The following is a 22,667-nucleotide window of genomic DNA, read 5'->3' as shown; positions in this document are numbered from 1 at the left end:
CCGAAGGCTCATCTCCCCTCCCGTCCCCTACCGTTGGCCGACACGCGGCGGGTTCCCGCGCTGTCCCGATCTTGTCCCGGTCGGCTGGGGGAACCCTGTGTTCAAGCTGAGGTGGGCCGATGTAACGGGGCGGAAACGGCGAAGGGCCGCACCCCCGACATACGGGGATACGGCCCTCGACTGCCTTGCGGTGACCCTTAGTTGCGGATCAGGTTGCGCAGGACGTACTGCATGATGCCGCCGTTGCGGTAGTAGTCCGCCTCGCCGGGGGTGTCGATCCGGACGACCGCGTCGAACTCGACGCCGGTGTCAGTGGTGACCTTGACGGTGCTCGGGGTCGTGCCCTCGTTCAGCTCGGTGACGCCGGTGATGGAGAAGGTCTCCTCGCCGGTGAGGCCGAGGGAGTCGGCGTTCTGGCCGGCCGGGAACTGGAGCGGGAGGACGCCCATGCCGATGAGGTTCGAGCGGTGGATGCGCTCGTACGACTCGGTGATGACGGCCTTGACGCCGAGGAGCGCGGTGCCCTTGGCGGCCCAGTCGCGGGACGAGCCGGAGCCGTACTCCTTGCCGCCCAGGATGACCAGCGGGGTGCCGGCGGCCTGGTAGTTCTGCGAGGCGTCGTAGATGAACGACACGGGGCCGTCAGCCTGCGTGAAGTCGCGGGTGTAGCCGCCTTCCGTGCCCGGCGCGATCTGGTTGCGCAGGCGGATGTTGGCGAACGTGCCGCGGATCATGACCTCGTGGTTGCCTCGGCGGGAGCCGTAGGAGTTGAAGTCACGGCGCTCGACGTTGTGCTCGGTGAGGTACTTGCCGGCGGGGGTGTCGGCCTTGATGGCGCCGGCCGGCGAGATGTGGTCGGTGGTGACCGAGTCGCCGAGCTTGGCGAGGACGCGGGCGCCGGCGATGTCGGTGACCGGCGTGGTCTCCATCGTCATGCCCTCGAAGTACGGGGGCTTGCGGACGTACGTCGACTCCGCGTCCCACTCGAAGGTGTTGCCGGTCGGGATCGGCAGCGACTGCCACTGGAGGTCGCCGGCGAAGACGTCGGAGTAGGACTTGGAGAACATGTCCTCGCCGATCGCGTTCGCGACGACGTCGTTGACCTCGGCCTCGGAGGGCCAGATGTCGGCGAGGAAGACCGGCTTGCCCTCGGTGTCGACGCCCAGCGCGTCCTTGGTGATGTCCACCTTCATCGAGCCGGCGAGGGCGTACGCGACGACCAGCGGCGGGGAGGCGAGGTAGTTCATCTTGACGTCGGGGTTGATGCGGCCCTCGAAGTTCCGGTTGCCGGAGAGGACCGAAGTCACCGCGAGGTCATGGTCGTTGACGGCCTTGGAGACCTCCTCCGGCAGCGGGCCGGAGTTGCCGATGCAGGTGGTGCAGCCGTAACCGACCAGGTTGAAGCCGACCTTGTCGAGGTAGGGGGTGAGCCCCGCCTTGTCGAAGTAGTCGGTGACGACCTTGGAGCCCGGCGCGAGCGTGGTCTTGACCCACGGCTTGCGGGTCAGGCCCTTCTCCACGGCCTTCTTCGCGACGAGCGCGGCGGCGACCATGACGTACGGGTTCGAGGTGTTGGTGCAGGAGGTGATCGCGGCGACGGTGACGGCGCCGTGGTCGATCTCGTACGTCGAGCCGTCGGGGGCGGTGACCGTGACCGGGTTGGACGGTACGCCGCCCGCGGCGGCCGGGGAGTCGGAGGCCGGGAAGGACTCCTTGCCCGCCTCGTCCGCGGTGTCGACGTAGTTGAGGACGTCGGAGGCGAACTGCTGGGCGGCGTTCGCGAGGACGATGCGGTCCTGCGGGCGCTTCGGGCCGGCGATCGAGGGGACGACCGTCGAGAGGTCCAGCTCCAGCTTCTCGGAGAAGTCGGGCTCGGCCTTCGGGTCGAGCCAGAGGCCCTGCTCCTTGGCGTACGCCTCGACGAGCGCGAGCTGCTGGGCGTCGCGGCCCGTCAGCTTCAGGTACTTGATGGTCTCGTCGTCGATCGGGAAGATCGCGGCGGTCGAGCCGAACTCCGGCGACATGTTGCCGATGGTGGCGCGGTTGGCGAGGCTCGTGGCGGCGACGCCCTCGCCGTAGAACTCGACGAACTTGCCGACGACGCCGTGCTTGCGGAGCATCTCGGTAATAGTCAGCACGAGGTCGGTGGCGGTGGTGCCGGTGGGCAGCTCGCCGGTGAGCTTGAAGCCGACGACGCGCGGGATGAGCATCGAGACGGGCTGGCCGAGCATCGCGGCCTCGGCCTCGATGCCGCCGACGCCCCAGCCGAGCACACCGAGGCCGTTGACCATCGTGGTGTGCGAGTCGGTGCCGACGAGGGTGTCGGGGTACGCCTGGCCGTTACGGACCATGACCGTGCGGGCGAGGTGCTCGATGTTGACCTGGTGGACGATGCCGGTGCCCGGGGGGACGACCTTGAAGTCGTCGAAGGCGGTCTGGCCCCAGCGCAGGAACTGGTAGCGCTCCTTGTTGCGGCCGTACTCCAGGTCGACGTTCTGCTTGAAGGCGTCGTTGGTGCCGAACTTGTCGGCGATGACGGAGTGGTCGATGACCATCTCGGCCGGGGAGAGGGGGTTGATCTTCGCCGGGTCGCCGCCGAGCGCCGCGACGGCCTCACGCATGGTGGCGAGGTCGACGACGCAGGGGACGCCGGTGAAGTCCTGCATGATCACGCGGGCCGGCGTGAACTGGATCTCCTGGCTGGGCTGGGCCTGCGAGTCCCAGGTGCCGAGGGCGCGGATGTGGTCGGCGGTGATGTTCGCGCCGTCCTCCGTGCGGAGCAGGTTCTCCAGCAGGACCTTCAGGCTGTACGGAAGGCGAGCCGAGCCTTCCACCTTGTCCAGCCGGAAGATCTCGTACGACTCGTCGCCCACGCTGAGCGTGGCGCGGGCGTCGAAGCTGTTCGCCGACACGACAGTCTCCTTCATTGATGTGCGCGTACCACCGCATCCTGCCGCCACGCCTACTTGGCCGATCCGCTAAGGTAGGGCTAAGTTAGGTAACCCTTACTAGAGGGGGCGGCTCCGGTACGCCTTCGGCAGATATCTCGATGTCGAGATAACTCTAGTACATGGGGGCTGGTTGGTCATGCCCGGGGGCGGTGTCCTGGCTCTCACCGAAGCGTACGGAGGCAGGGGCTAAAGTGCGCTGCCGTGGACGCTGCCGATCTTGACCGCCGGGCCCGGACGCTGTCCGGCTGCATACCGCCGCCCCTGGTCGCACGGCTCCTGGAACTCGGCCATGCGGCGGAGGTGGAGTTCCGGGCCGGGCGTGGGGAGTGGTTCTGCGCGCGGGAATGGGCGCGGCTGCTCGGCGAACAGGGCCGGCGGGGCGAGGCGCTGGAGGTGCTCGCTCCGTATGTCGCGACGGGCTGGTGGCAGGCCGGCCGTGCCGAGGCCGAGTTGCTGGAGGACTGGGGACGGGCGGCGGAGGCGATCGAGCGGGTCCGGCCGTACGCGTCGGCGGGAGACAGGCAGGCGCTGGACTTCTTCGCCGGTCTGCTGGCCCGTCACGGCCGTGGCGGCGAGGCGTTCTCGCTGCTGAGCCCCGGGATCGACGACTGGTTCCTCGCCGATCGCCTGGTCGACGTCGCCGGAGTCGCGGGCCTGGACGAGGAAGCGGCGGCGTTGCTGGAGGGCCGGGTCGAGGCGGTCCCCGTCTGCGGTGATCCCGGCTGTGCCGACCGGGAGACCGTACCGTTCAACGCCATCGGGCTGCTGGCCACGATCCGGGAGCGCCAGGGCCGCGTCCAGGACGCGATCGACCTCCTGCGCACCCGCCGCTCCACTTCCGTCAACGGCCGTGACCAGTTGGCCGACCTGCTGGTACGGCACGACCGGATCGAGGAACTGCGCGCGTACGCGGAGGCCGACGTTCTCGGGCACGCCGCGCAGAGTCTCGCGGAGGCGCTGGAGGAGCGCGGTGACGTGGACGGCGCGATCGAGGTGTACCGGCATCCCGCCCGCCACTGTCACGGCACCGTGCTCCTGTCGGAGCTCCTGTCCCGGCACGGGCGGGGCGCTGAGGCGATCGAGGCGCTGCGTGCCCTCGTGCAATCGCCCGGCGGTGGGGACGACTGGATCGTCGACACCCTGTGCGCCCTGTACGCCGACCACGGCCGCGCCCACGACGGTCTGGCCGAACTCGACGCCCTCAAGGCCCGGCGCGGCGGCGAGGAGGAGTGGGACTTCTTCAGGATGAGGCTTCCGCTCATGGCCTCTCCGGGCCGGCTCGACGAGGCGATCGAGTTGGCGCGGGCGCATCCCGAGGGCGACACCTGGTACGCGGCCTGGAGCGTCTCCGACCTGCTGGCGGAGGCCGGCCGCACGGAGGAGGCCGTCGCCGTCCTCCGGCCCCACCTGCCCTACAACGATTCCCTCCTCGCCGGGCACCTCATCGACCTCGGCCGTGTCGAGGAGGCCGTGGGAATCCTTCAGGCCCCGAAGCCCGAGCCGCTCGTCCCCTTCTCGGCCGACCCCTTCTCCGCCGACCCCCCGTTCTGACACCGCCGCCCGCGGGACGTCGACGGGGGCGACAAACCGCTTGCACCGGCCGAACAGCCCCCTGGAGTCCTCCCCATGACGACCGAGATCCCCTTCCACCCCCTCCCGGTCGACCAGACAGACATCCGCTACACCCACGGCCCCGACTCCACCCCCCACCCGGACGTCCCCACCGGCACGACCACCGAGTTCGAGTGGACCGGCAGCACGGTCTACCCGGGCACCACCCGGAAGTTCTGGGTCCACGTCCCGGCCGGCCACGACCCCGCGCGCCCGGCCTCCCTGCTGGTCTTCCAGGACGGCTGGTGGTACCTCGACCCCGCCGGCGAGATCCGCGGCGCGACCGTCCTGGACAACCTCGTCCACCACGGCGACCTCCCCGCCACCATCGGCGTCTTCGTGGACCCCGGCGTCTTCCCGGACGGCGAGCACCCCAAGAACCGCAACACCGAGTACGACGCCTTCGACGACCGCTACGCCACCTTCCTGCTCACCGAGATCGTCCCCCAGGTCACGGCCCGCCACCTGATCAGCGACGACCCCGAACGCTGGGGGATCTGCGGCGGCAGCAGCGGCGGCAACTGCGCGTTCACGGTGGCCTGGCAGCGCCCGGACAGGTTCCGCCGGGTCGTCGGCTTCCTCTCCAGCTTCCCGCAGATCCCCGGCGGCGACCCGTACCCCGACCTCATCCCCGGCACCCCGCGCAAACCCCTCCGCGTCTTCCTCCAGGCGGGCCACCGGGACCTGGGCTGGAACAGCCCCCACGCGAACTGGCTGGCCCACAACCTCCGTGTCACCGCCGCGCTCGCCGAGGCCGGCTACGACGTCCGCCTCGTCCTGGGCGACGGCGGCCACACCCCCAACCACGCCGGCGTCCTCCTCCCCGACGCCCTGCGCTGGCTGTGGCGGGACGCCAGCCTCTGACCCGTCATCCGATCGGGTCGTCCCCTCGCGAACGCCCCCGGCCGGGCTCCCCCGCCGACGACCCTGTACGGGCGAGCCCCGCCGATCGCGAAGGACCGACGCCCATGTCCACGCAGCCCCCCGCCGACCCCGACCGCCACGCGCGGGAGGCGAACGAGGTCGCCCGCGCGAGCCACCGGACATCGACTCGGATCACCCTCTGGCTGGGCGTCCCCGCACTCGTCGTCAGCCTCGTGGCCCTGATCCCGGTGCTCCAGGAGAACGACAGGAACCGGAAGGAGGCGGACGAGAAGAACGCCGTCGCGGCGGGAGAACCGGTGAAGGTCTCGGCCGGAGTGTCGTACGACGGCCCCGGATGGTGGGTCGGCGAAACGGACCACGAGCGTCGATACGACCGAACCCCGTTCGACGTGAATTCGTTCGACCCCGCGAAACCCTCAGAGGGCTGGCTCAACGCCCATTGGACCCCCCTGAATTCGACCGGAGTGGCCGTCAACGTCCTGGCCGAACACGAGAAGACGACCCTCGTCCAGGGCGTAGGAATCTCCGACCTGCATTGCGCCGCCCCCTTGACCGGAACCCTCCTCCAGCCACCGGGCACCGGCGACGGCGGCGCGGAAGCGGTCCCCAAGGACATGGCCCTGAACATCGAGGCCACCCGCCCGGTCACCCGGGATCTCGGAAGGGACGAACTCCCGGGCGCGCCCATGAGGGGACAGATCGCCCTGGACCAGGGAGACCAACGGGAATTCGTGATCCGCTTCTTCGTGAAGACCCGCTCCTGCGCATTCCGGGCCCATCTCGTCATCTCGTCCGGCGGAAAGACGTACCACGTGAAAATCCCGGCGGTCTGGGACTCCGGCGGAAAAGCGATCAGCGACACCTTCCAGGTGACCGCGGCGGCCCCCCGTCACGCTTATGGCACGCATTACATTTCGGAGGGCGTGACACTCCGCGACACCGGCGCCGAGAACATCGTCTGGGACGAATGGAACCGCCCGACCTACGAACCGAGGAATTGAAAAGCCCCCGCGTTCCCCACCGCCCATTCCCGGAACGTCCGCCCGGCGCGCCCGGTGACCTCCGTGACCGTGCCCCGCACCCTGAGCAGCCCCTCGTTCACGTCACCCCCCGTCAGATCGAGGATCGCGTCCGCCGTCCCGGGGTCCATGAAGGACGTCATGTCGGCGCGGGCCTGCTCGCGGGTGAGTTCGGTGAGGGTCAGGTCGCGGCCCAACGCCTCGGCGAGAGAGGCGACCTGCTCGCGGACGGTGACGACGGCGGGTCCGGTGAGGGCGTACGTCCGGCCGTGGTGGGCGGCGGGAGAGGTCAGCACGTGACGGGCGACCGCCGCGATGTCCGCCGGATGGATCGCCGGCAGTCCGACATCGACGTACGCCGCCCGCACCTCCCCCCGCTCCCGGATCGCCGGCGCCCACCAGAGCGTGTTGGACGCGAACTGCGTCGGCCGCAGCACCGTCCACCCCAACCCGCTGTCCCGCAGGGCCTGTTCGACGGCGAGGTTGCGCCGCGCGGCGGGCAGGTGCGGGTGGGTCTCGACGGTGAGGGAGGAGACGAGGACGACGCTGTCGACGCCGGCCCGGCGTGCGCGCGAGATGACCTCCTCCTCGGCGCCGGTCCCTTGCAGGAGGAACAGCGAACGCACCCCGTCCAGCGCGGAGTCGAGGCTCGCGGGCCGCGTGAGGTCGCCCTCCACCGCTTCCGGGAGCCCGGCGCGAGAGGCGTCCCGGGTGAGCGCCCGCACGGGTCTGCCCCGCAGCTCCGCCAGCAGCGCCCGTCCGATGTTGCCGGTCGCGCCGGTCACGAGGATCATCGTCGTATCTCCCTGGTCCGTCGGTGATCCGCACGCTAGGAACTCAACCGGGCTTGAGGTCAAGGGTGGTTGACGTGGGCGGATAATCCGGGGCGCGGGCCCGTGACGGGCGCCTACCATCACCGTCCATGCCCCTCCACATCACCGAATTCCCGGTCCCCACCCCCGAGTCGGGCCCCTACGGCATCACCCTCGGACCGGACGGGGCCCTGTGGTTCACGATGGTCCACAGCGGGCGCGTCGGCCGGATCACGACGGACGGCGAGGTCACCGAGTACCCCCTCGACACCCCCGGCACCGGCCCGACGGTCATCACGCCGGGCCCGGACGGCGCCCTGTGGTTCACCGAGTTCCGGGGACACCGCGTCGGCCGCGTCACGACGGACGGCGAGGTCACCTCCCACGCCCTCCCCACCCCGGACGCGGGCCCCTTCGGCATCGTCACCGGCGCGGACGGCGCCCTGTGGTGCACGGAGGCGAACGCCGGCCGGATCGCCCGCATCGCCCCCGACGGCCGTACGACCGAACACCCCCTCCCGCTCCCCGACGCCTTCCCCTCCGCCATCACCACCGGCCCGGACGACCGCCTCTGGTTCACCATGAACCGGGCGAACGCGATCGGCGCCGTCACGTACGACGGTGAGGTGACCGTCCATCCCCTGCCGACGCCCGACGCGGCGCCGGTCGGCATCACGGCCGGCGGGGACGGGGCGCTGTGGTTCGTGGAGATCGGCGCGGGGCAGATCGGCCGCATCACCCCCGCCGGGGCGGTCACCGAGTACCCCCTCCCCGACCGGACCGCCCGCCCCCACGCCATCACCCTCGGCCCCGACGGCGCCTGCTGGTTCACGGAATGGGCGGCGAACCGCGTCGGCCGGATCACCCCGGCCGGCGAGATCACCACGTTCCCCCTCCCCACCCCCGGTTCCGAACCCCACGGCATCGCCCTCGGCCCCGACGGCACGCTCTGGACGGCTCTGGAGACCGGCACGATCGCTCGGCTCGCCGGGTGACCCCGTTCACCCGAACGGCCCTCCCAGCGGGCGCCATCTCATATCTGAGATAACCTCAGCCCCATGGCAGACGATTACCTCGTACGCATCGGCAAGCTCATCCGTGACGCCCGTCAGCACCGTGGCTGGACACAGAGCCAACTGGCGGAAGCGCTCGGCACAAGTCAGAGCGCTGTCAACCGTATCGAGCGGGGCAACCAGAACATCAGCCTTGAGATGATCGCCCGGATCGGTGAGGCGCTCGACAGCGAGATCGTGTCGCTCGGATACGCGGGCCCGATGCACCTGAGGGTCGTCGGCGGACGCCGGCTCTCCGGCGCGATCGACGTCAAGACGAGCAAGAACGCGTGCGTGGCGCTGCTGTGCGCCTCGCTCCTCAACCGGGGCCGTACGGTCCTGCGCCGCGTCGCCCGGATCGAGGAGGTGTACCGCCTCCTGGAGGTCCTCCAGTCGATCGGCGTCCGCACCCGCTGGATCAACGACGGCGTCGACCTCGAACTCGTCCCCCCGGCCGAACTGGACCTCGCGGCGATCGACGCGGAGGCCGCCGTCCGCACCCGCTCGATCATCATGTTCCTCGGCCCGCTGCTGCACGAGGTGCACCGCTTCAAGCTGCCGTACGCGGGCGGCTGCGACCTCGGAACCCGCACGATCGAGCCGCACATGATCGCCCTGCGCCGGTTCGGCCTGGACATCGCGGCGACCGAGGGGCAGTACCACGCGGTCGTCGACCCGACGGTCCGCCCGGACCGGCCGATCGTGCTGACCGAGCGCGGGGACACGGTCACCGAGAACGCGCTGCTGGCCGCCGCCCGGCACGGCGGGGTCACCGTCATCCGCAACGCGTCGTCCAACTACATGGTCCAGGACCTCTGCTTCTTCCTGGAGGCCCTCGGCGTCAAGGTCGAGGGCATCGGTACGACGACCCTGACCGTGCACGGCGTGCGGGACATCGATGTCGACGTCGACTACTCGCCCTCCGAGGACCCGGTAGAGGCGATGAGCCTGCTGGCCGCCGCCGTCGTCACCGAGTCCGAACTGACCGTGCGCCGGGTGCCGATCGAGTTCCTGGAGATCGAGCTGGCGGTCCTGGAGGAGATGGGGCTCGACCACGACCGTACGCCCGAGTACGTCGCCGACAACGGCCGTACCCGCCTCGTCGACCTGACGGTCCGGCCCTCCAAGCTGGAGGCGCCGATCGACAAGATCCACCCCATGCCGTTCCCCGGCCTCAACATCGACAACGTCCCCTTCTTCGCCGCCATCGCGGCCGTCGCCCAGGGCCAGACCCTCATCCACGACTGGGTCTACGACAACCGCGCGATCTACCTGACGGACCTCAACCGCCTCGGCGGTCGCCTCCAACTCCTCGACCCCCACCGGGTGCTGGTCGAAGGCCCCACCCGCTGGCGCGCCGCCGAGATGATGTGCCCGCCCGCCCTGCGCCCCGCCGTCGTCGTCCTCCTCGCGATGATGGCCGCCGACGGGACGTCCGTCCTGCGGAACGTGTACGTCATCAACCGGGGGTACGAGGACCTCGCGGAGCGCCTCAACTCGATCGGGGCGCAGATCGAGATCTTCCGGGACATCTAGGCGCCGAGAGGGACCGCCGCCGTCACGGGGTTCGTGGCGGCGGTCAGCCGTCCCGAGCGGCGGGCCAGGATGATCACGACCGCCGGGATGAGCAGGTCGTAGGCGAGGACGCCGCCGGTGTTGCCGGGGGCGTGGTCGCCGTGGGCGAACCACTGGTAGAGGTGGCCGGCGATCGCGCCCCAGAGGAACATGCCGGCGGCGAGGCCGATGGTGAGGCGTTCGCGGGGGGAGGCGGCGGGGGAGGCGGCGCGCAGGCCCATGACGGCGAGGCCGAGGTTCGCGAAGGCGATCTCGAACTCGAAGGGGGTGCGGGCGAAGCCGATGGCCGTGGCCATCGTGTCCGGGATCGCGAGGAACGAGATCGTCATCCAGAGGCTTCCGCAGCCGAGTGCGACGGCGGCCCACCAGCGCTGCCAGGTCTCCAGTGCCTGCGCGCGGGAGGTGCTGCGGCGGGTGCGGATCAGCGCTCCGACGACCGCGACGAGCAGCCAGGTCATGGGGAACGCGGACTGTGCGACGTACGAGAGGGTGTCCATGCCCTTGAGTGCTGCATGGTTAATATTAACTACGCAACATTGAGATACGCTGGCCCGATGGACGACGGACTCTCAGACCTGCTGCACCGGGTGGTCTCCCTGCTCGGGGACGCCGCGCGCCGGCACACCGGCCAGGACGGCGAACTCTCCTACAGCCGCATCCGGCTGCTCGGCGCGCTGGAGGACATCGAACCGGCCACCCAGCACCGGCTCGCCCAGGCGCTGGGCGTCTCCGACCCCGCGATCAGCCGGGCGCTGCGGCCACTGGAGCAGGACGGGCTGGTCCGGGTCACGCGCGACCCCGAACACGCGCGGCGCCGGCTGGTGGAGCTGACGGACGCGGGGCGCGCGGCGTACCACGCGAACGGGAAGCCGCTCGCGGAACTCCTGCGGCAGGGCCTGCTGACGGAGGGGTTCCCGTACGACCGGTACCTCGCCGACACGCTCCGGCTGGCGGAGATCCTCGAAGCGGCGCGGGAGCCGCGTCCCTGATCCGGCGGCCCGCGGTGGCGCCCACGGGGGGGTTCTGGCGCCACCGCAGTCGGCCGGGCCGGTCAGCCCTCCGTCAGGAGCACCTCGCCCGTCTCGCGGGCGTGGAACCTCGGCAGCGGCAGGCCCCCCTCCGGGGCGAGTTCCATCAGGGTCGCCTCGACTCTCGCCCCGCCGGGGGTGAGGGAGGACGGGGACGGTCTGCCGGTGTTGGTCCAGGTGTGGTCGGCGCCGTCGCAGACCGCGGTGGTGCCGCCGATGCCGTGCCGGAGGTCTCCGGCGCCCTGGGCGACGGAGGTACTGACGAAGACGGGGCCCGCGCCGCCGAGGCAGCGGTAGGTGCCGGAGAGGGTGACGGTGCCGTCGGCGGCGAGCCGGGCCACCGGGTCGACGGTCACGGTCTCGTAGGGGTCGGCCTGCGCAAGCGGGGCGGGCAGCAGGAGCAGCGCGGCGCCGGCGGCCACGCCGAGTGCGGAGCGGGAGAACGTCAAGGACATGGGGTGCCTCCTGGTTCGGGGTGTTCCCCACCAGCGATACCGGGGCGCGCGCCCCGGTTCGTGGCGTGTGCCGCCGGTCGGGGGGCGAGTCCATGCCATCGGCCGATGCGGATACGACCGTACGGCGGCACGGGGTACGGGGCCGGGCTGGGCTGGGCCGGGCCGGGTACGCCGTGTCACCGGGTGTCCACCGTCCGGTCGCGAGCTTCGGTGAACCGTCCCGGAGTTGTCCTGGTGTTGTCACGCTTGCGGGGAAGGCGTTCCGGTGAGTTCGTGACGGGAGCATGGTCTGTGTATGCGGGACGGTCCGCTCGGGCCGCTTCCCCCGTCATGGAGGTGCGCCATGTGTTCCCACTCCGTTCCCGAGACCGCCGAGGGCCCCGCGCACGTCGTCGCCGCCCACCCGGAACAGGGCTGGACCCTGCTGTGCGACGGCACGATCGTCTTCGACGACTGCGGCGAACTGCTCCCCGACGGCCGGGTGATCACACCGGCCGGCCGCTTGGTCGCGGCCTGAGCGGACTGCGGGTCCAGCCCAGACAGAGTTCAGTCCAGGCAGGTTCAGTCCAGTACCGCGAACCCGTCCAGTTCCACCAGCGCCGACTCGTCCCACAGCCGTACGATCCCGACGACCGCCATCGCCGGGTAGTCCCGGCCCGCCAAGTCCCGCCAGATCCGGCCCAGTTCGGGTGCGGCGGCGCGGTAGGCGGGGACGTCGGTGACGTACGCCGTGACCCGTGCGAGGTCGGCCGGACGGCCGCCGGCCGCCGCCAGCGCGGCCAGCAGATTGCCGAGTGCCCTCTCGAACTGCTCGGCCAGCGACTCCCCCACGACCTTCCCGTCCGCGTCGAGCGCGGTCTGCCCGGCGAGGAAGACGAGGCGGCTGCCGGTGGCGACGACGGCGTGGGAGAAGCCGGAGGGGGGTGCGAGGCCGGCGGGGTTGAGGCGTTCGGTACTCATCCGGTACGTCCCTCTCGTTCGGCGCTCATCCCGTACGGCCCTCCCCGGCGCCGTCCCCCTGCGCCCCGCGCTCCCTGTCCCGTTCCGCGTACAACTCCCGCGCGATGATGCCCCGTTGCACCTCGCTGGCCCCCTCGTAGATCCGCGGTGCCCGCACCTCCCGGTACAGGTGCTCCAGCGGATGCCCCCGCTCCAGCGCCCGCGCCCCGTGCAGTTGGACGGCCCGGTCGACGACGTACTGCGCGGCCTCCGTCGCGAACAGCTTGGCCATCGCCACGCGCCCGGGGACGCCGGGCCCGCCGGCGTCGTACGCGGTGGCCGCCGCGTGGACCATGAGGCGGGCCGCCTCGACGCGCAGGGCCATCTCGGCGACCTGGTGGGCGACGGCCTGGAGGTCGCGGAGTTTGCCGCCGAAGGCGTCGCGGCGGGAGGTCCAGTCGAGGGTGGCGTCCAGGGCGGCCTGGGCCATGCCGACGGCGAACGCGCCGACGCTGGGGCGGAACCGGTCGAGGGTGCCCATCGCGACGCGGAAGCCCCGGCCGACCTCGCCGAGGACGTCGTCCGGACCGACGGGGACGCCGTCGAAGGTGAGCGTGCCGATGGGGTGCGGGGAGAGCATGTCGAGGGGCCGGCCGCCGAGTCCGGGGCGGTCGGCGGGGACGAGGAACGCGGTGATGCCGCGGGCGCCGGGGCTGCCGGTGCGGGCGAAGACGGTGTAGAGGTCGGCCTCGGGGGCGTTGGAGATCCAGCACTTCTCCCCCACGAGCCGCCAGCCGCCCCGCTCACCACCGGCTACGGCACGCGCACCGGCTTCTCCGCCGACGCCGATGCCGATGCCGACGCCGACACCGATGCCACCTCCACCAGCATCGCCGCGACGGCCGCCGACACCGGCCCCCTCACCCGCACCACCACCCTCCACATCACCCGCTCCACCCCCCTCCGGCTCGGCGGCCAGCTCCAGTGCCGCCGCGTCCGACCCCGCCCCCGGCTCGCTCAGTGCGAACGCGGTGATCGTGCGGCCCGCGCGCACCCCGGGGAGCCACCGCTCCCGCTGGGCCGGGCTCCCGTACCCGTGGACGGGATACGCGCCGAGGCCCTGGAGGGCGAGGGCGGTCTCGGCCTCGGTGCAGGTGTAGGCCAACGCCTCGCGCAGCTCGCAGAGTTCGACCGCGCCCGAGGTGAAGAGCCGGTCCAGCAGGCCCTGTTGACCGAGTTCGGCGACCAGAGGACGGTTGACCCTGCCCGGTTCGCCCTTCTCGGCGAGCGGACGCAACCGTTCGGCGGCCAGTGTTCGCAACGCGGAACGCGCCATGGCGCACACCCCCTCGACAACGACCATATCGCGCTCCCTTGACCGCCGTCACCAACACGTTACGCTCGACGCACGACCCCGAACCGACAAGGGGGCGAGCCACCTTGCAGCTCTCGGCCCACGTCGACACCTTCGCGCGCGACCATCTCCCGCCGCCCGGCGCCTGGCCAGAACTCCGTTTCGATCTGCCGGAGTTGGCCTATCCGCCCCGTCTGAACTGCGCCACGGAACTGCTCACCGGCCAGCCGCCCGACCGCCCCGCGTTCCGCACCCCGGCCACGACCTGGTCGTACGCCGAACTCCGGGCCCGCGTCGACCGGATCGCCCATCTCCTCACCGGCGAGCTGGGCGTCGTCCCCGGCAACCGCGTCCTGCTGCGCGGCCCCACCACCCCCTGGCTGGCGGCCTGTTGGCTGGCGGTGCTGAAGGCGGGCGGGATCGCCGTCACCGTCCTCGCCCAGCAGCGCGCCCACGAGCTGGCGACGGTGTGCGAGATCGCCCGGGTGAGCCACGCGCTGTGCGACGCGCGCTCGCTGGACGACCTGGTGAAGGCGGCGGTGCCGGGCCTGAAGATCACCGCGTACGGCGGGGACGGACCGGACGACCTCCTCAACAGGCCCGCGCCGCAAGGGCCTTACCCGGCGGTCGACACGGCGGCCGACGACGTCGCGCTGATCGCGTTCACCTCGGGGACCACCGGCCGGCCGAAGGGGTGCGCGCACTTCCACCGGGACGTGCTGGCGATCGCGGACACCTTCGCCCGGCACGTCCTGCGGCCGACGCCGGACGACGTGTTCGCGGGGAGCCCGCCGCTCGGGTTCACGTTCGGGCTCGGCGGGCTCGTCGTCTTCCCGCTGCGGGCCGGCGCGAGCGCCCTCCTCCTCGAACAGGCGGGCCCGGCGGCCCTGTTGGCGGCGGTGCCGGAGCACCGGGTGTCGGTGCTGTTCACCGCGCCGACCGCCTACCGCGCGATGCTCGCGGACCCCGGCGTCGACGCCGTGTCGTCGCTGCGGCGCTGCGTGTCGGCCGGGGAGAACCTGCCGGAGGCGATCTGGCGGGCCTGGCACGCGCGGACGGGGCTGCGGATCATCAACGGCATCGGCGCGACCGAGCTGCTGCACATCTTCATCTCCGCGGCCGACGGGCTGATCCGCCCCGGAACCACGGGAGTCGCCGTGCCGGGCTGGGAGGCGCGGGTCCAGGACGGCGAGGGGAAGCCGGTCGCCGACGGGGAGCCGGGGCTGCTCGCCGTACGCGGTCCGGTCGGCTGCCGGTATCTCGGCGACCCCCGGCAGTCGGAGTACGTGCGGGGCGGCTGGAACATCACCGGGGACACCTATGTCCGGGAGGACGACGGGTACTTCAGGTACGTCGCGCGCGCCGACGACATGATCGTCTCCGCCGGGTACAACATCGCGGGCCCGGAGGTGGAGGAGGCGCTGCTGCGCCATCCGGACGTGCTGGAGGCGGCGGTGGTGGGGCGGCCGGACGAGGAGCGCGGGCAGGTCGTCGTGGCGTACGCGGTGCTGCGCGAGGGGGCCCGGCGGGACGTGGCGGCGCTGCGCGCGTTCGTGAAGGATGAGCTGGCGCCGTACAAGTGCCCCAGGGAGATCCACTTCCCGGCCGCGCTGCCGCGTACGGCGACCGGGAAACTCCAGCGGTTCCGGTTGCGCGCCGCCGCGTCACCCGCACCGTCCCCCGGGCCGTCACCCGTGCCGGAAAAGAACGGGACACCGGAGGTGACCAGCACTGATGCCGACGACCTAAGATGATCAACGTGTCCGACCAGCATGCACCACGGTCCCTGATCGTCACGCTCTACGGCGCCTACGGCCGCTTCGCGCCGGGCCCGGTGCCCGTCGCGGAGCTGATCCGGCTGCTCGCCGCGGTGGGGGTCGACGCGCCCTCCGTGCGGTCCTCGGTCTCCCGGCTCAAACGCCGTGGGCTGCTGCTGCCCGCGCGCACCGAGCGCGGCGCGGCGGGGTACGAACTGTCGGCGCAGGCCCGGCAGTTGATGGAGGACGGCGACCGCAGGATCTACACCTCCGAGCCCCCGGGCGACGAGGGGTGGGTGCTCGCGGTGTTCTCGGTGCCGGAGTCGGAGCGGCAGAAGCGGCACGTCCTGCGGTCCCGGCTGGCCGGGCTCGGCTTCGGGACCGCCGCGCCCGGGGTGTGGATCGCGCCCGCCCGGCTGCACGACGAGGCCCACCGCACGCTGGAGCGGCTCGGACTCGGGCCGTACGTCGACCTGTTCCGGGGCGAGCATCTGGGGTTCACGGCGACGGTCGAGGCGGTGTCGCGGTGGTGGGACCTGGCGGCGATCGCCAAGGAGCACGAGGCGTTCCTCGACGCGCACGGGCCGGTGCTGCGCGCGTGGCGGGAACGGGCGGAGACTCCGCCGCAGGAGGCGTACCGGGACTATCTGCTCGCGCTGGACACCTGGCGGCGGCTGCCGTACGCCGATCCGGGGCTGCCCGCGCGGCTGTTGCCGGCGGACTGGCCGGGGGTGCGGTCGGCGGAGGTCTTCCGGGAGCTGCACGCGCGGCTGCGGGACGCGGGCGGGCGGTTCGTGCTGGCCGGGCCGGGTGCGGCGTGAACTTCATGTGAAGTCCCGTACGCCGGGCGGCGCTCAGGGAATCCTCAGGGTTCTTGACCGTTTCTCTCAGACTCCTTACCTAGCCTGCGGCCCATGAGCCTCAAGCGCAGCCTGAACCGGGCGCTGGCCGCCACCACCGGACTCCAGGTCCGCAAGGCGCCCCGGCCGTCCGCCCCACCGCCCCCGCCGGCCGCTCCCGTCTACCACGAGCCGGCCGCGGAGGACCGGCTGCTGCGGCGCCCGGTGTTCGTGATCTCCTCGATCCGCTCGGGGTCGACGCTGCTGCGGATGATGCTGGACACGCACTCGCGGCTGCGCGCGCCGCACGAACTGCACATCTCCCGGCTGGAGGTGGGGTACGGCAGCAGTGTCTCGGAGTACGCGATGCAGAACCTCGGGCTCGAACGCGGGGATCTGGAGCACCTGTTGTGGGACCGGGTGCTGCACCGTGAACTCGTGCGCTCCGGCAAGGACTTCATCGTCGAGAAGACCCCGGGGAACGTGTTCTGCCACGAGCGCATCCGGGACTCCTGGCCGGACGCCCGCTTCCTCGTCCTGCTGCGCCACCCCGAGTCGATCGCCCGGTCCTGGCACGAGAGCGACCCCGCGAAACGGCCGTACGAGAAGGCCGTCACGGACGTGTTGCGGCATGTCGAGGCGGTGGACCGGGCGCGGGAGACCCTGGACGACGCGTGCACCGTGCGGTACGAGGACATCACCGCGGACCCGGGCCGGGAGCTGCGCCGGCTCTGCCGGTTCCTGGGCCTCGACTACGAGCCCGGCATGGTCGACTACGGCAGGAAGGGCGACCCCGAGCTGAAGCGGGGGCTCGGGGACTGGCGGGCCAACATCCGCACCGGCACGGTCCAGCCGGGCCGGGCCCTCCCCGGCTCCGGCGAGGTCCACCCCGCGCTGCTCCCCTACTGCGACTCCTGGGGCTACACCTCGTGACCCGGCACCGGGGCGCCACCGTCTGGCTCACGGGGCTGCCCGGGTCCGGGAAGTCGACGCTGGCCGGCCTGCTCGCGGAGCGGCTGGGGGCGAGCGGGCATCGTACGGCGGTGCTGGACGGCGAGGTAGGGGGGCGGGGTGTGGGGGTGCGGAGGGGTGGGGTGCGGCGTTCCGAGGTCCAGCGTTCGGAGGTGCGGTGCCTCGGGTTGACCGCCGAAGTCCTCGCCCGCAACGGCGTGTTGGCGCTGGTGACGGCCGTCTCCCCGTGCCGGGAGTGCCGGGCGGTGGTGCGGACGCGGCACGAGATGAGCGGGACGGCCTTTCTGGAGGTGCACGTCGCGACGCCCGGCGAGCCGGCCGGCGGTGTCTACGAGGTGCCGGTGGCACCGGAGTTGATCGTGCGGACCCGGGAGCAGTTGCCGTGGGAGTCCGCGGACGCGGTGTACGCGGCGCTGCTGGAGCGGGAGTTGGTGTGCCCGAGGGTGACTCGCGCCCCTCGTGGACCTCTTGTGCCTCCCACGCCTCCCGCCTCCATCGCCCCCGGCCTCAACTCCTGAGTTCCAGCCGGGGTTTCGGCGCGTCCGTCCGTCCCGTTCTCGGCGGTCTGCTGCCCGCCCGGTACTGCGGGACCCACACCACGCCCGGCCCCTCGTAGCCCTGTTCGGCGGCGGCGTGCAACGTCCAGTGGGGGTCGTGGAGGTGGGGGCGGCCGAGGGCGCAGAGGTCGGTGCGGCCCGCGAGGATCAGGGAGTTGACGTCGTCCCAGGAGGAGATCGCGCCGACGGCGATGACGGGGACGCCGAGTTCGTTGCGGATGCGGTCGGCGTACGGGGTCTGGTAGGAGCGGCCGAGGTCGGGGTGTTCGTCGGGGACGACCTGGCCGGTGGAGACGTCGATCGCGTCGGCGCCGTGCGCGGTGAGGGCGCGGGCGATCTCGACGGCGTCGTCGGAGGTCGTGCCGCCGGGCGCCCAGTCGGTGGCGGAGATGCGGACGGTCAGGGGGAGGTGGGCGGGCCAGGCCGCGCGGACCGCGTCGAGGACTTCGAGGGGGAAGCGGAGGCGGTGGGCGAGGGGGCCGCCGTAGGCGTCGGTGCGGTGGTTGGTGAGGGGGGAGAGGAAGCCGGAGAGGAGGTAGCCGTGGGCGCAGTGGAGTTCGAGGAGGTCGAACCCGGCGCGGGCGGCCCGGTGGGTGGCGGCGGTGAACTGGGCGCGTATCTCCGCGAGTTGGGAGTGGGTGAGTTCGCGGGGGAGCTGGCTGCCGGGGCGGTACGGGAGGGGGGAGGCGGCGGCGAGGGGCCAGTTGCCGGTGGGGAGGGGTTCGTCGATGCCCTCCCACATGAGCCGGGTCGAGCCCTTGCGGCCGGAGTGTCCGAGCTGGACGCCGATCGCCGTGCCGGGGGCGCGGGTGTGGACGAAGTCGGTGATCCGGCGCCAGGCGGCTGCCTGCCGGTCGTCGTAGAGTCCTGTGCAGCCGGGGGTGATCCGGCCCTCGGGGCTGACGCACACCATCTCGGTCATCACGAGTCCCGCCCCGCCGAGCGCGCGGGCGCCGAGGTGGACGAGGTGGAAGTCGCCGGGGACGCCGTCGGTCGCGGAGTACATGTCCATCGGGGAGACGACGACCCGGTTGCGCAGGGTCAGCCCGCGCAGCCGCAGCGGCGTGAACATCGGCGGCGTGCCGGGCGGGCAGCCGAACTCCCCTTCCACGGAGGCCGTGAAGCCGGGGTCGCGCAGCCGGAGGTTGTCGTGGGTGACGCGGCGGCTGCGGGTGAGGAGGTTGAAGGCGAACCGGCGCGGCGGCTGTCCGGTGTACAGCCCGAGGTTCTCGAACCACTCCAGGCTGGCGCGGGCGGCCCGCTGGGTCGACTCGACGACCGGCCGCCGCTCGGCCTCGTACGCGGCCAACGCGCTTTCCTGGTCCGGCTGTTCGTCGAGGCAGGCGGCGAGGGCGAGGGCGTCCTCGACGGCGAGTTTGGTGCCGGAGCCGATGGAGAAGTGGGCGGTGTGCGCGGCGTCGCCGAGGAGGACGACGTTCCCACTGGACCAGCGGTCGTTGACGACCGTGCGGAAGGTCGTCCAGGTCGAGTTGTTGGACCGCAGGGGGTGGCCGCGCAGGGTGTCCTTGAAGAGTTCGGCGCAGCGTTCGAGGGTGAACTCCCCTGTCTGCCAGACCTCTTCGCGCATCTCGACGATGACGGTGGAGGCGCCCGGGGTCTGTCCCGAGGGCCGCAGGTAGGGGTACGCGTGCAGTTGCACCACCCCTTCGTCGGTCTCGGCGACGTCGAAGCGGAACGCGTCGAGCGCGAGGTCGGCCGCGAGCCAGATGTATCGGCACCGGTGCGGGGTGAGGCGGGGGCCGAACGCGGCGGCGAAGGTCTCCCGGGTCGGGCTGTGCACGCCGTCGGCGGCGACGACCAGGTCGTACGTCTCGGCGAGCCAGGCCGGGTAGGGGGCCTCGGTGCGGAAGCGGAGGTCGACGCCGAGGTCCTGGCAGCGGGTGTGCAGGATGTCCAGGAGGCGTCTTCTGCCGAGCGCCGCGAAGCCGTGGCCCCGGGAGACGTGGCGCTGTCCGCGGTGCGTGATCTCGATGGCGTCCCAGCGGACGAACTCCCGCTCCAGGGCGGCGTACACGGCCGGGTCGGCGTGTTCGATGCCGCCGAGCGTCTCGTCGGAGAGGACGACGCCGAAGCCGAACGTGTCGTCGGGGGCGTTGCGTTCCCAGAGGGTGATCTCCCGGGCCGGGTCGAGGCGTTTGAGGAGGGCCGCGGTGTAGAGGCCGCCGGGGCCGCCGCCGATCACCGCTGTCCGGCCGCCGGTCATCGCCCTTGCCATTTCGGCGGGCGTTTGCCGGTGAACGCGGCGTGGAACTCGCGGTAGTCGGCGCCGTGCATGAGCAACGCCTGGGTGGAGGCGTCGAGTTCGACGGCCGCCGCGAGCGGCATGTCCAGTTCGGCGGTGAGCAGGGCCTTGGTCTGGGCGTACGCGAGGGCGGGGCCCGCGGCGAGGCGGTGGGCGAGGGCGAGGGCGGCTTCGTCGGCGCCGTCCTCTTCCGTCAACCGGCTGAGCAGGCCGATGCGTTCGGCCTCCGGGGCGGGCACCGGTTCGCCCAGCATGAGCAGGCGGGTGGCGTGGCCGAGGCCGACGACGCGCGGGAGGAGGTAGGCGGCGCCCATGTCGCCGCCGGAGAGGCCGACCCTGGTGAAGAGGAACGCGAAGCGTGCGGTCGGGTCGGCGATGCGGAAGTCGGCGGCGAGGGCGAGGACGGCGCCGGCGCCGGCGGCCACGCCGTGGAGGGCGGCGATCACTGGGAACGGTGCCTCGCGCACCGCGCGGACCACCTGCCCGGTCATCCGGTTGAAGTCGAGGAGCTGGGCGGTGTCCATGTCCAGCGTCGCGCCGATGATCTCGTCGACGTCGCCGCCGGAGCAGAAGCCCCTCCCCTCCCCGCGCAGCACGAGCGCCCGCACGGACCGTTCCCGGGACAGCTCGGCGAGGAGGTCCCGCAGGTCGGCGTAGGCGCCGAAGGTGAGGGCGTTCAGCTTCGCCGGCCGGGCGAGCGTGACGGAGGCGACGGCGTCGGTGACGTCGACGCGGAGGTGTTCCCAACGGGGTGTGCGCGCGGCGGTTCCGGTGAAGGGACTCACACCGTCGAAGTTATCACTCGTACGTGACTGTCGTCACGAGGGCGATATAGCAGTGTCACCGCTCGTCAATAACGCGGTAACAACGGGATAGGTGTGACGGGTGGGGCCGTTCACCCGGGTAAGCCCCCGGTGAAACCGCGCGAGCCGCCCCTGGTGCGCCGGAGCCGGAGGCGGTCGTACCATTCCACAAAGTTGAAAGCAGGACAGCCTGATGTCGATCACGGGAACCTGCGCCATGAACGGACTCGCCTTGCACGAACGACCGGCCTCAGCATCCTGGCGCATCGCGCTGCCGCACACCGCCGCCGCCGTGCCCGTGGCGCGCGCGCTGGTCCGTACGGCGCTGGCGGAGGTCGAGCACGGCGCGGACTGCGACACGGCGGAGCTGCTGACGGCCGAGCTGGTGGCGAACGCGGTCGAGCACACGCTCGGCAGCGAGCCGATAGAGCTGGTCGTCCACCTGCTGCCGAGCGGCTGCCAGGTCGAGGTGCACGACCAGGACCCGGCCGCCCCCGGCGAACTGACCCGCCCCACGGGCGGCGACCCCGACCCCTGGCAGGAACACGGCCGCGGCCTCCTCCTGATCCGCTCCCTCTCCTCCTCCTGCGGCCACCGCCCCACGGAGAAGGGCAAGGCGGTGTGGTTCCGCCTGACGGTGGTCCCGAGGGGGTAGCCCGGAGCCGCGCACCGACCCACTCCCAGCCGACCAATCCGCCCGTCGGCCCAGCCGGCAGGCTTACGCCAGTGTCGCCACCAGGACCGCCTTGATCGTGTGCATGCGGTTCTCCGCCTCGTCGAAGACGACCGAGTGGGGGGATTCGAAGACCTCGTCGGTGACCTCAAGGGAGGTGAGGCCGTAGGTCTCGTGGATCTCCTGGCCGACCTTGGTGCCGAGGTCGTGGAAGGCCGGCAGGCAGTGCAGGAAGCGGACGTCGGGGTTGCCGGTGGCGCGCAGGACGTCCATGGTCACGGCGTACGGCGTGAGCGCGGTGATCCGCTCCGCCCAGACCTCCTTGGGCTCCCCCATCGAGACCCAGACGTCGGTGGCGACGAAGTCGGCGCCCGCGACGCCCTCCTCGACGCTCTCGGTGAGCGTGATCCGCGCCCCGCTGCCGGCGGCCAGCTCCCGGGCCCGGTCGACGACGCCCTGCGCGGGCCAGTACCGCTCCGGCGCGACGATCCGTACGTCCATGCCGAGCAGCGCGCCGGTGACCAGGTAGGAGTTGCCCATGTTGAAGCGGGCGTCACCGAGGTAGGCGAAGGCGATGCCGGTCAGGTCCTTGGCGCTGTGCTCGGTCATGGTGAGGACGTCGGCGAGCATCTGGGTGGGGTGCCAGTCGTCCGTGAGCCCGTTGTAGACGGGCACACCGGCGTACGCGGCCAGCTCCTCGACCTTGGCCTGGCTGTCACCCCGGTACTCGATCCCGTCGTACATCCGGCCGAGCACGCGCGCGGTGTCCTTCACGGACTCCTTGTGCCCGATCTGCGAGCCCGACGGGTCGAGGTACGTCGTCGAGGCGCCCTGGTCGGCGGCGGCGACCTCGAAGGCGCAGCGGGTGCGCGTCGAGGTCTTCTCGAAGATCAGGGCGAGGTTCCTGCCGCCCAGGAGCCGCTCCTCCGCCCCGGCCCGCTTGGCGGCCTTCAGCTCGGCGGCGAGCTGGAGCAGACCGCGGAACTCCTCGGCGGTGAAGTCCACCTCCTTGAGGAAGTGGCGGCCGGCGAGGGCGGTCGGGACTGTCGCCATGGGGGCGCTCCAGAGGTGCGTGAACAGACTGATCCATGGAAGTCTATACGACGCTCAGCATTTCTATAC

Annotated in this window: 20 protein-coding genes and 1 pseudogene; 12 read left to right on the top strand and 9 right to left on the bottom strand. The window is 71.9% G+C overall.

Annotated features, from left to right (window positions below):
* Window positions 1–197: 197 nt before the first annotated feature.
* Window positions 198–2,912, bottom strand: coding sequence for an aconitate hydratase AcnA (gene acnA, locus ABZX85_RS04950; protein WP_355862562.1), 2,715 nt, complete (start codon window positions 2,910–2,912; stop codon window positions 198–200).
* Between the two features lie 240 nt (window positions 2,913–3,152).
* Here acnA and ABZX85_RS04945 point away from each other — a divergent pair, with 240 nt between their 5' ends.
* The 3 genes from ABZX85_RS04945 (at window position 3,153) to ABZX85_RS04935 (ending at window position 6,448) form a co-directional block, all read left to right on the top strand.
* Window positions 3,153–4,502, top strand: a complete 1,350-nt coding sequence (locus tag ABZX85_RS04945; RefSeq protein ID WP_355862561.1) for a hypothetical protein — start codon at window positions 3,153–3,155, stop codon at window positions 4,500–4,502.
* Between the two features lie 75 nt (window positions 4,503–4,577).
* A complete protein-coding gene (locus tag ABZX85_RS04940) occupies window positions 4,578–5,426 on the top strand; it encodes an alpha/beta hydrolase-fold protein (protein WP_355862560.1) in 849 nt (282 codons plus the stop codon).
* A 104-nt stretch (window positions 5,427–5,530) separates the two neighbouring features.
* A complete protein-coding gene (locus ABZX85_RS04935) occupies window positions 5,531–6,448 on the top strand; it encodes a hypothetical protein (protein WP_355862559.1) in 918 nt (305 codons plus the stop codon).
* On the opposite strand, the gene ABZX85_RS04930 is transcribed toward ABZX85_RS04935, so the two are convergent.
* Window positions 6,430–7,260: an NAD(P)H-binding protein gene (locus tag ABZX85_RS04930; RefSeq protein ID WP_355862558.1), complete on the bottom strand. Its 831-nt coding sequence runs from the start codon at window positions 7,258–7,260 to the stop codon at window positions 6,430–6,432. The two genes, ABZX85_RS04935 and ABZX85_RS04930, sit on opposite strands and share 19 nt — an antisense overlap.
* 128 nt (window positions 7,261–7,388) lie before the next feature.
* Here ABZX85_RS04930 and ABZX85_RS04925 point away from each other — a divergent pair, with 128 nt between their 5' ends.
* Window positions 7,389–8,273, top strand: a complete 885-nt coding sequence (locus ABZX85_RS04925) for a virginiamycin B lyase (protein ID WP_355862557.1) — start codon at window positions 7,389–7,391, stop codon at window positions 8,271–8,273.
* A gap of 63 nt (window positions 8,274–8,336) precedes the next feature.
* Complete coding sequence (locus tag ABZX85_RS04920; RefSeq protein ID WP_355862556.1) at window positions 8,337–9,866, top strand: UDP-N-acetylglucosamine 1-carboxyvinyltransferase; 1,530 nt, start codon at window positions 8,337–8,339, stop codon at window positions 9,864–9,866.
* On the opposite strand, the gene ABZX85_RS04915 is transcribed toward ABZX85_RS04920, so the two are convergent.
* Window positions 9,863–10,402, bottom strand: coding sequence for a DUF6790 family protein (locus ABZX85_RS04915; protein WP_355862555.1), 540 nt, complete (start codon window positions 10,400–10,402; stop codon window positions 9,863–9,865). The genes ABZX85_RS04920 and ABZX85_RS04915 overlap by 4 nt on opposite strands.
* A 57-nt stretch (window positions 10,403–10,459) precedes the next feature.
* On the opposite strand from ABZX85_RS04915, the gene ABZX85_RS04910 reads away from it, so the two are divergent.
* Window positions 10,460–10,894 carry a MarR family transcriptional regulator gene (locus tag ABZX85_RS04910; RefSeq protein WP_355862554.1) on the top strand — a complete coding sequence of 145 codons (435 nt, stop codon included), beginning with the start codon at window positions 10,460–10,462 and terminating at the stop codon, window positions 10,892–10,894.
* Between the two features lie 62 nt (window positions 10,895–10,956).
* Here ABZX85_RS04910 and ABZX85_RS04905 read toward each other — a convergent pair whose 3' ends face one another.
* Window positions 10,957–11,388 carry a DUF6299 family protein gene (locus tag ABZX85_RS04905; protein ID WP_355862553.1) on the bottom strand — a complete coding sequence of 144 codons (432 nt, stop codon included), beginning with the start codon at window positions 11,386–11,388 and terminating at the stop codon, window positions 10,957–10,959.
* Window positions 11,389–11,731: 343 nt separating this feature from the next.
* Between ABZX85_RS04905 and ABZX85_RS04900 the strand changes: the two genes are divergently transcribed.
* Complete coding sequence (locus ABZX85_RS04900; RefSeq protein ID WP_355862552.1) at window positions 11,732–11,905, top strand: DUF5999 family protein; 174 nt, start codon at window positions 11,732–11,734, stop codon at window positions 11,903–11,905.
* A 44-nt stretch (window positions 11,906–11,949) separates the two neighbouring features.
* Here ABZX85_RS04900 and ABZX85_RS04895 read toward each other — a convergent pair whose 3' ends face one another.
* A complete protein-coding gene (locus tag ABZX85_RS04895; RefSeq protein WP_355862551.1) occupies window positions 11,950–12,348 on the bottom strand; it encodes a RidA family protein in 399 nt (132 codons plus the stop codon).
* A gap of 25 nt (window positions 12,349–12,373) precedes the next feature.
* Window positions 12,374–13,690, bottom strand: a complete 1,317-nt coding sequence (locus ABZX85_RS04890) for an acyl-CoA dehydrogenase family protein (protein WP_355862550.1) — start codon at window positions 13,688–13,690, stop codon at window positions 12,374–12,376.
* A gap of 77 nt (window positions 13,691–13,767) precedes the next feature.
* On the opposite strand from ABZX85_RS04890, the gene ABZX85_RS04885 reads away from it, so the two are divergent.
* From ABZX85_RS04885 to ABZX85_RS04870, 4 genes and pseudogenes are all read left to right on the top strand, one after another.
* Entirely contained in the window at window positions 13,768–15,435 is a 1,668-nt protein-coding gene (locus ABZX85_RS04885; protein WP_355862549.1) for an AMP-binding protein, read from the top strand.
* Window positions 15,432–16,259 carry a PaaX family transcriptional regulator C-terminal domain-containing protein gene (locus tag ABZX85_RS04880; RefSeq protein ID WP_355862548.1) on the top strand — a complete coding sequence of 276 codons (828 nt, stop codon included), beginning with the start codon at window positions 15,432–15,434 and terminating at the stop codon, window positions 16,257–16,259. The genes ABZX85_RS04885 and ABZX85_RS04880 overlap by 4 nt, the downstream gene beginning before the upstream one ends.
* Window positions 16,260–16,352: 93 nt before the next feature.
* Window positions 16,353–17,210, top strand: a complete 858-nt coding sequence (locus ABZX85_RS04875; protein ID WP_355862547.1) for a sulfotransferase — start codon at window positions 16,353–16,355, stop codon at window positions 17,208–17,210.
* Window positions 17,207–17,680: pseudogene (locus tag ABZX85_RS04870) on the top strand (adenylyl-sulfate kinase); the annotation flags it as partial. The gene ABZX85_RS04875 and the pseudogene ABZX85_RS04870, both read left to right, overlap by 4 nt.
* 76 nt (window positions 17,681–17,756) lie before the next feature.
* On the opposite strand, the gene ABZX85_RS04865 reads toward ABZX85_RS04870, so the two are convergent.
* Entirely contained in the window at window positions 17,757–20,042 is a 2,286-nt protein-coding gene (locus tag ABZX85_RS04865) for a bifunctional salicylyl-CoA 5-hydroxylase/oxidoreductase (RefSeq protein WP_355862546.1), read from the bottom strand.
* Window positions 20,027–20,854: an enoyl-CoA hydratase family protein gene (locus tag ABZX85_RS04860; protein WP_355862545.1), complete on the bottom strand. Its 828-nt coding sequence runs from the start codon at window positions 20,852–20,854 to the stop codon at window positions 20,027–20,029. The genes ABZX85_RS04865 and ABZX85_RS04860 overlap by 16 nt, the downstream gene beginning before the upstream one ends.
* Window positions 20,855–21,089: 235 nt before the next feature.
* Between ABZX85_RS04860 and ABZX85_RS04855 the strand changes: the two genes are divergently transcribed.
* Window positions 21,090–21,527, top strand: a complete 438-nt coding sequence (locus ABZX85_RS04855; protein ID WP_355863088.1) for an ATP-binding protein — start codon at window positions 21,090–21,092, stop codon at window positions 21,525–21,527.
* Between the two features lie 63 nt (window positions 21,528–21,590).
* Here the strand turns inward: ABZX85_RS04855 and argF are convergent, their stop codons facing one another.
* Window positions 21,591–22,598, bottom strand: a complete 1,008-nt coding sequence (gene argF, locus ABZX85_RS04850) for an ornithine carbamoyltransferase (protein WP_355862544.1) — start codon at window positions 22,596–22,598, stop codon at window positions 21,591–21,593.
* Window positions 22,599–22,667 lie beyond the last annotated feature (69 nt).

This window comes from Streptomyces sp. NPDC004539, from assembly GCF_040610055.1.
Lineage (GTDB): Bacteria > Actinomycetota > Actinomycetes > Streptomycetales > Streptomycetaceae > Streptomyces.
Note: the sequence above shows the minus strand (reverse complement) of the source record. Positions and strands in the feature narration are given on the sequence as shown.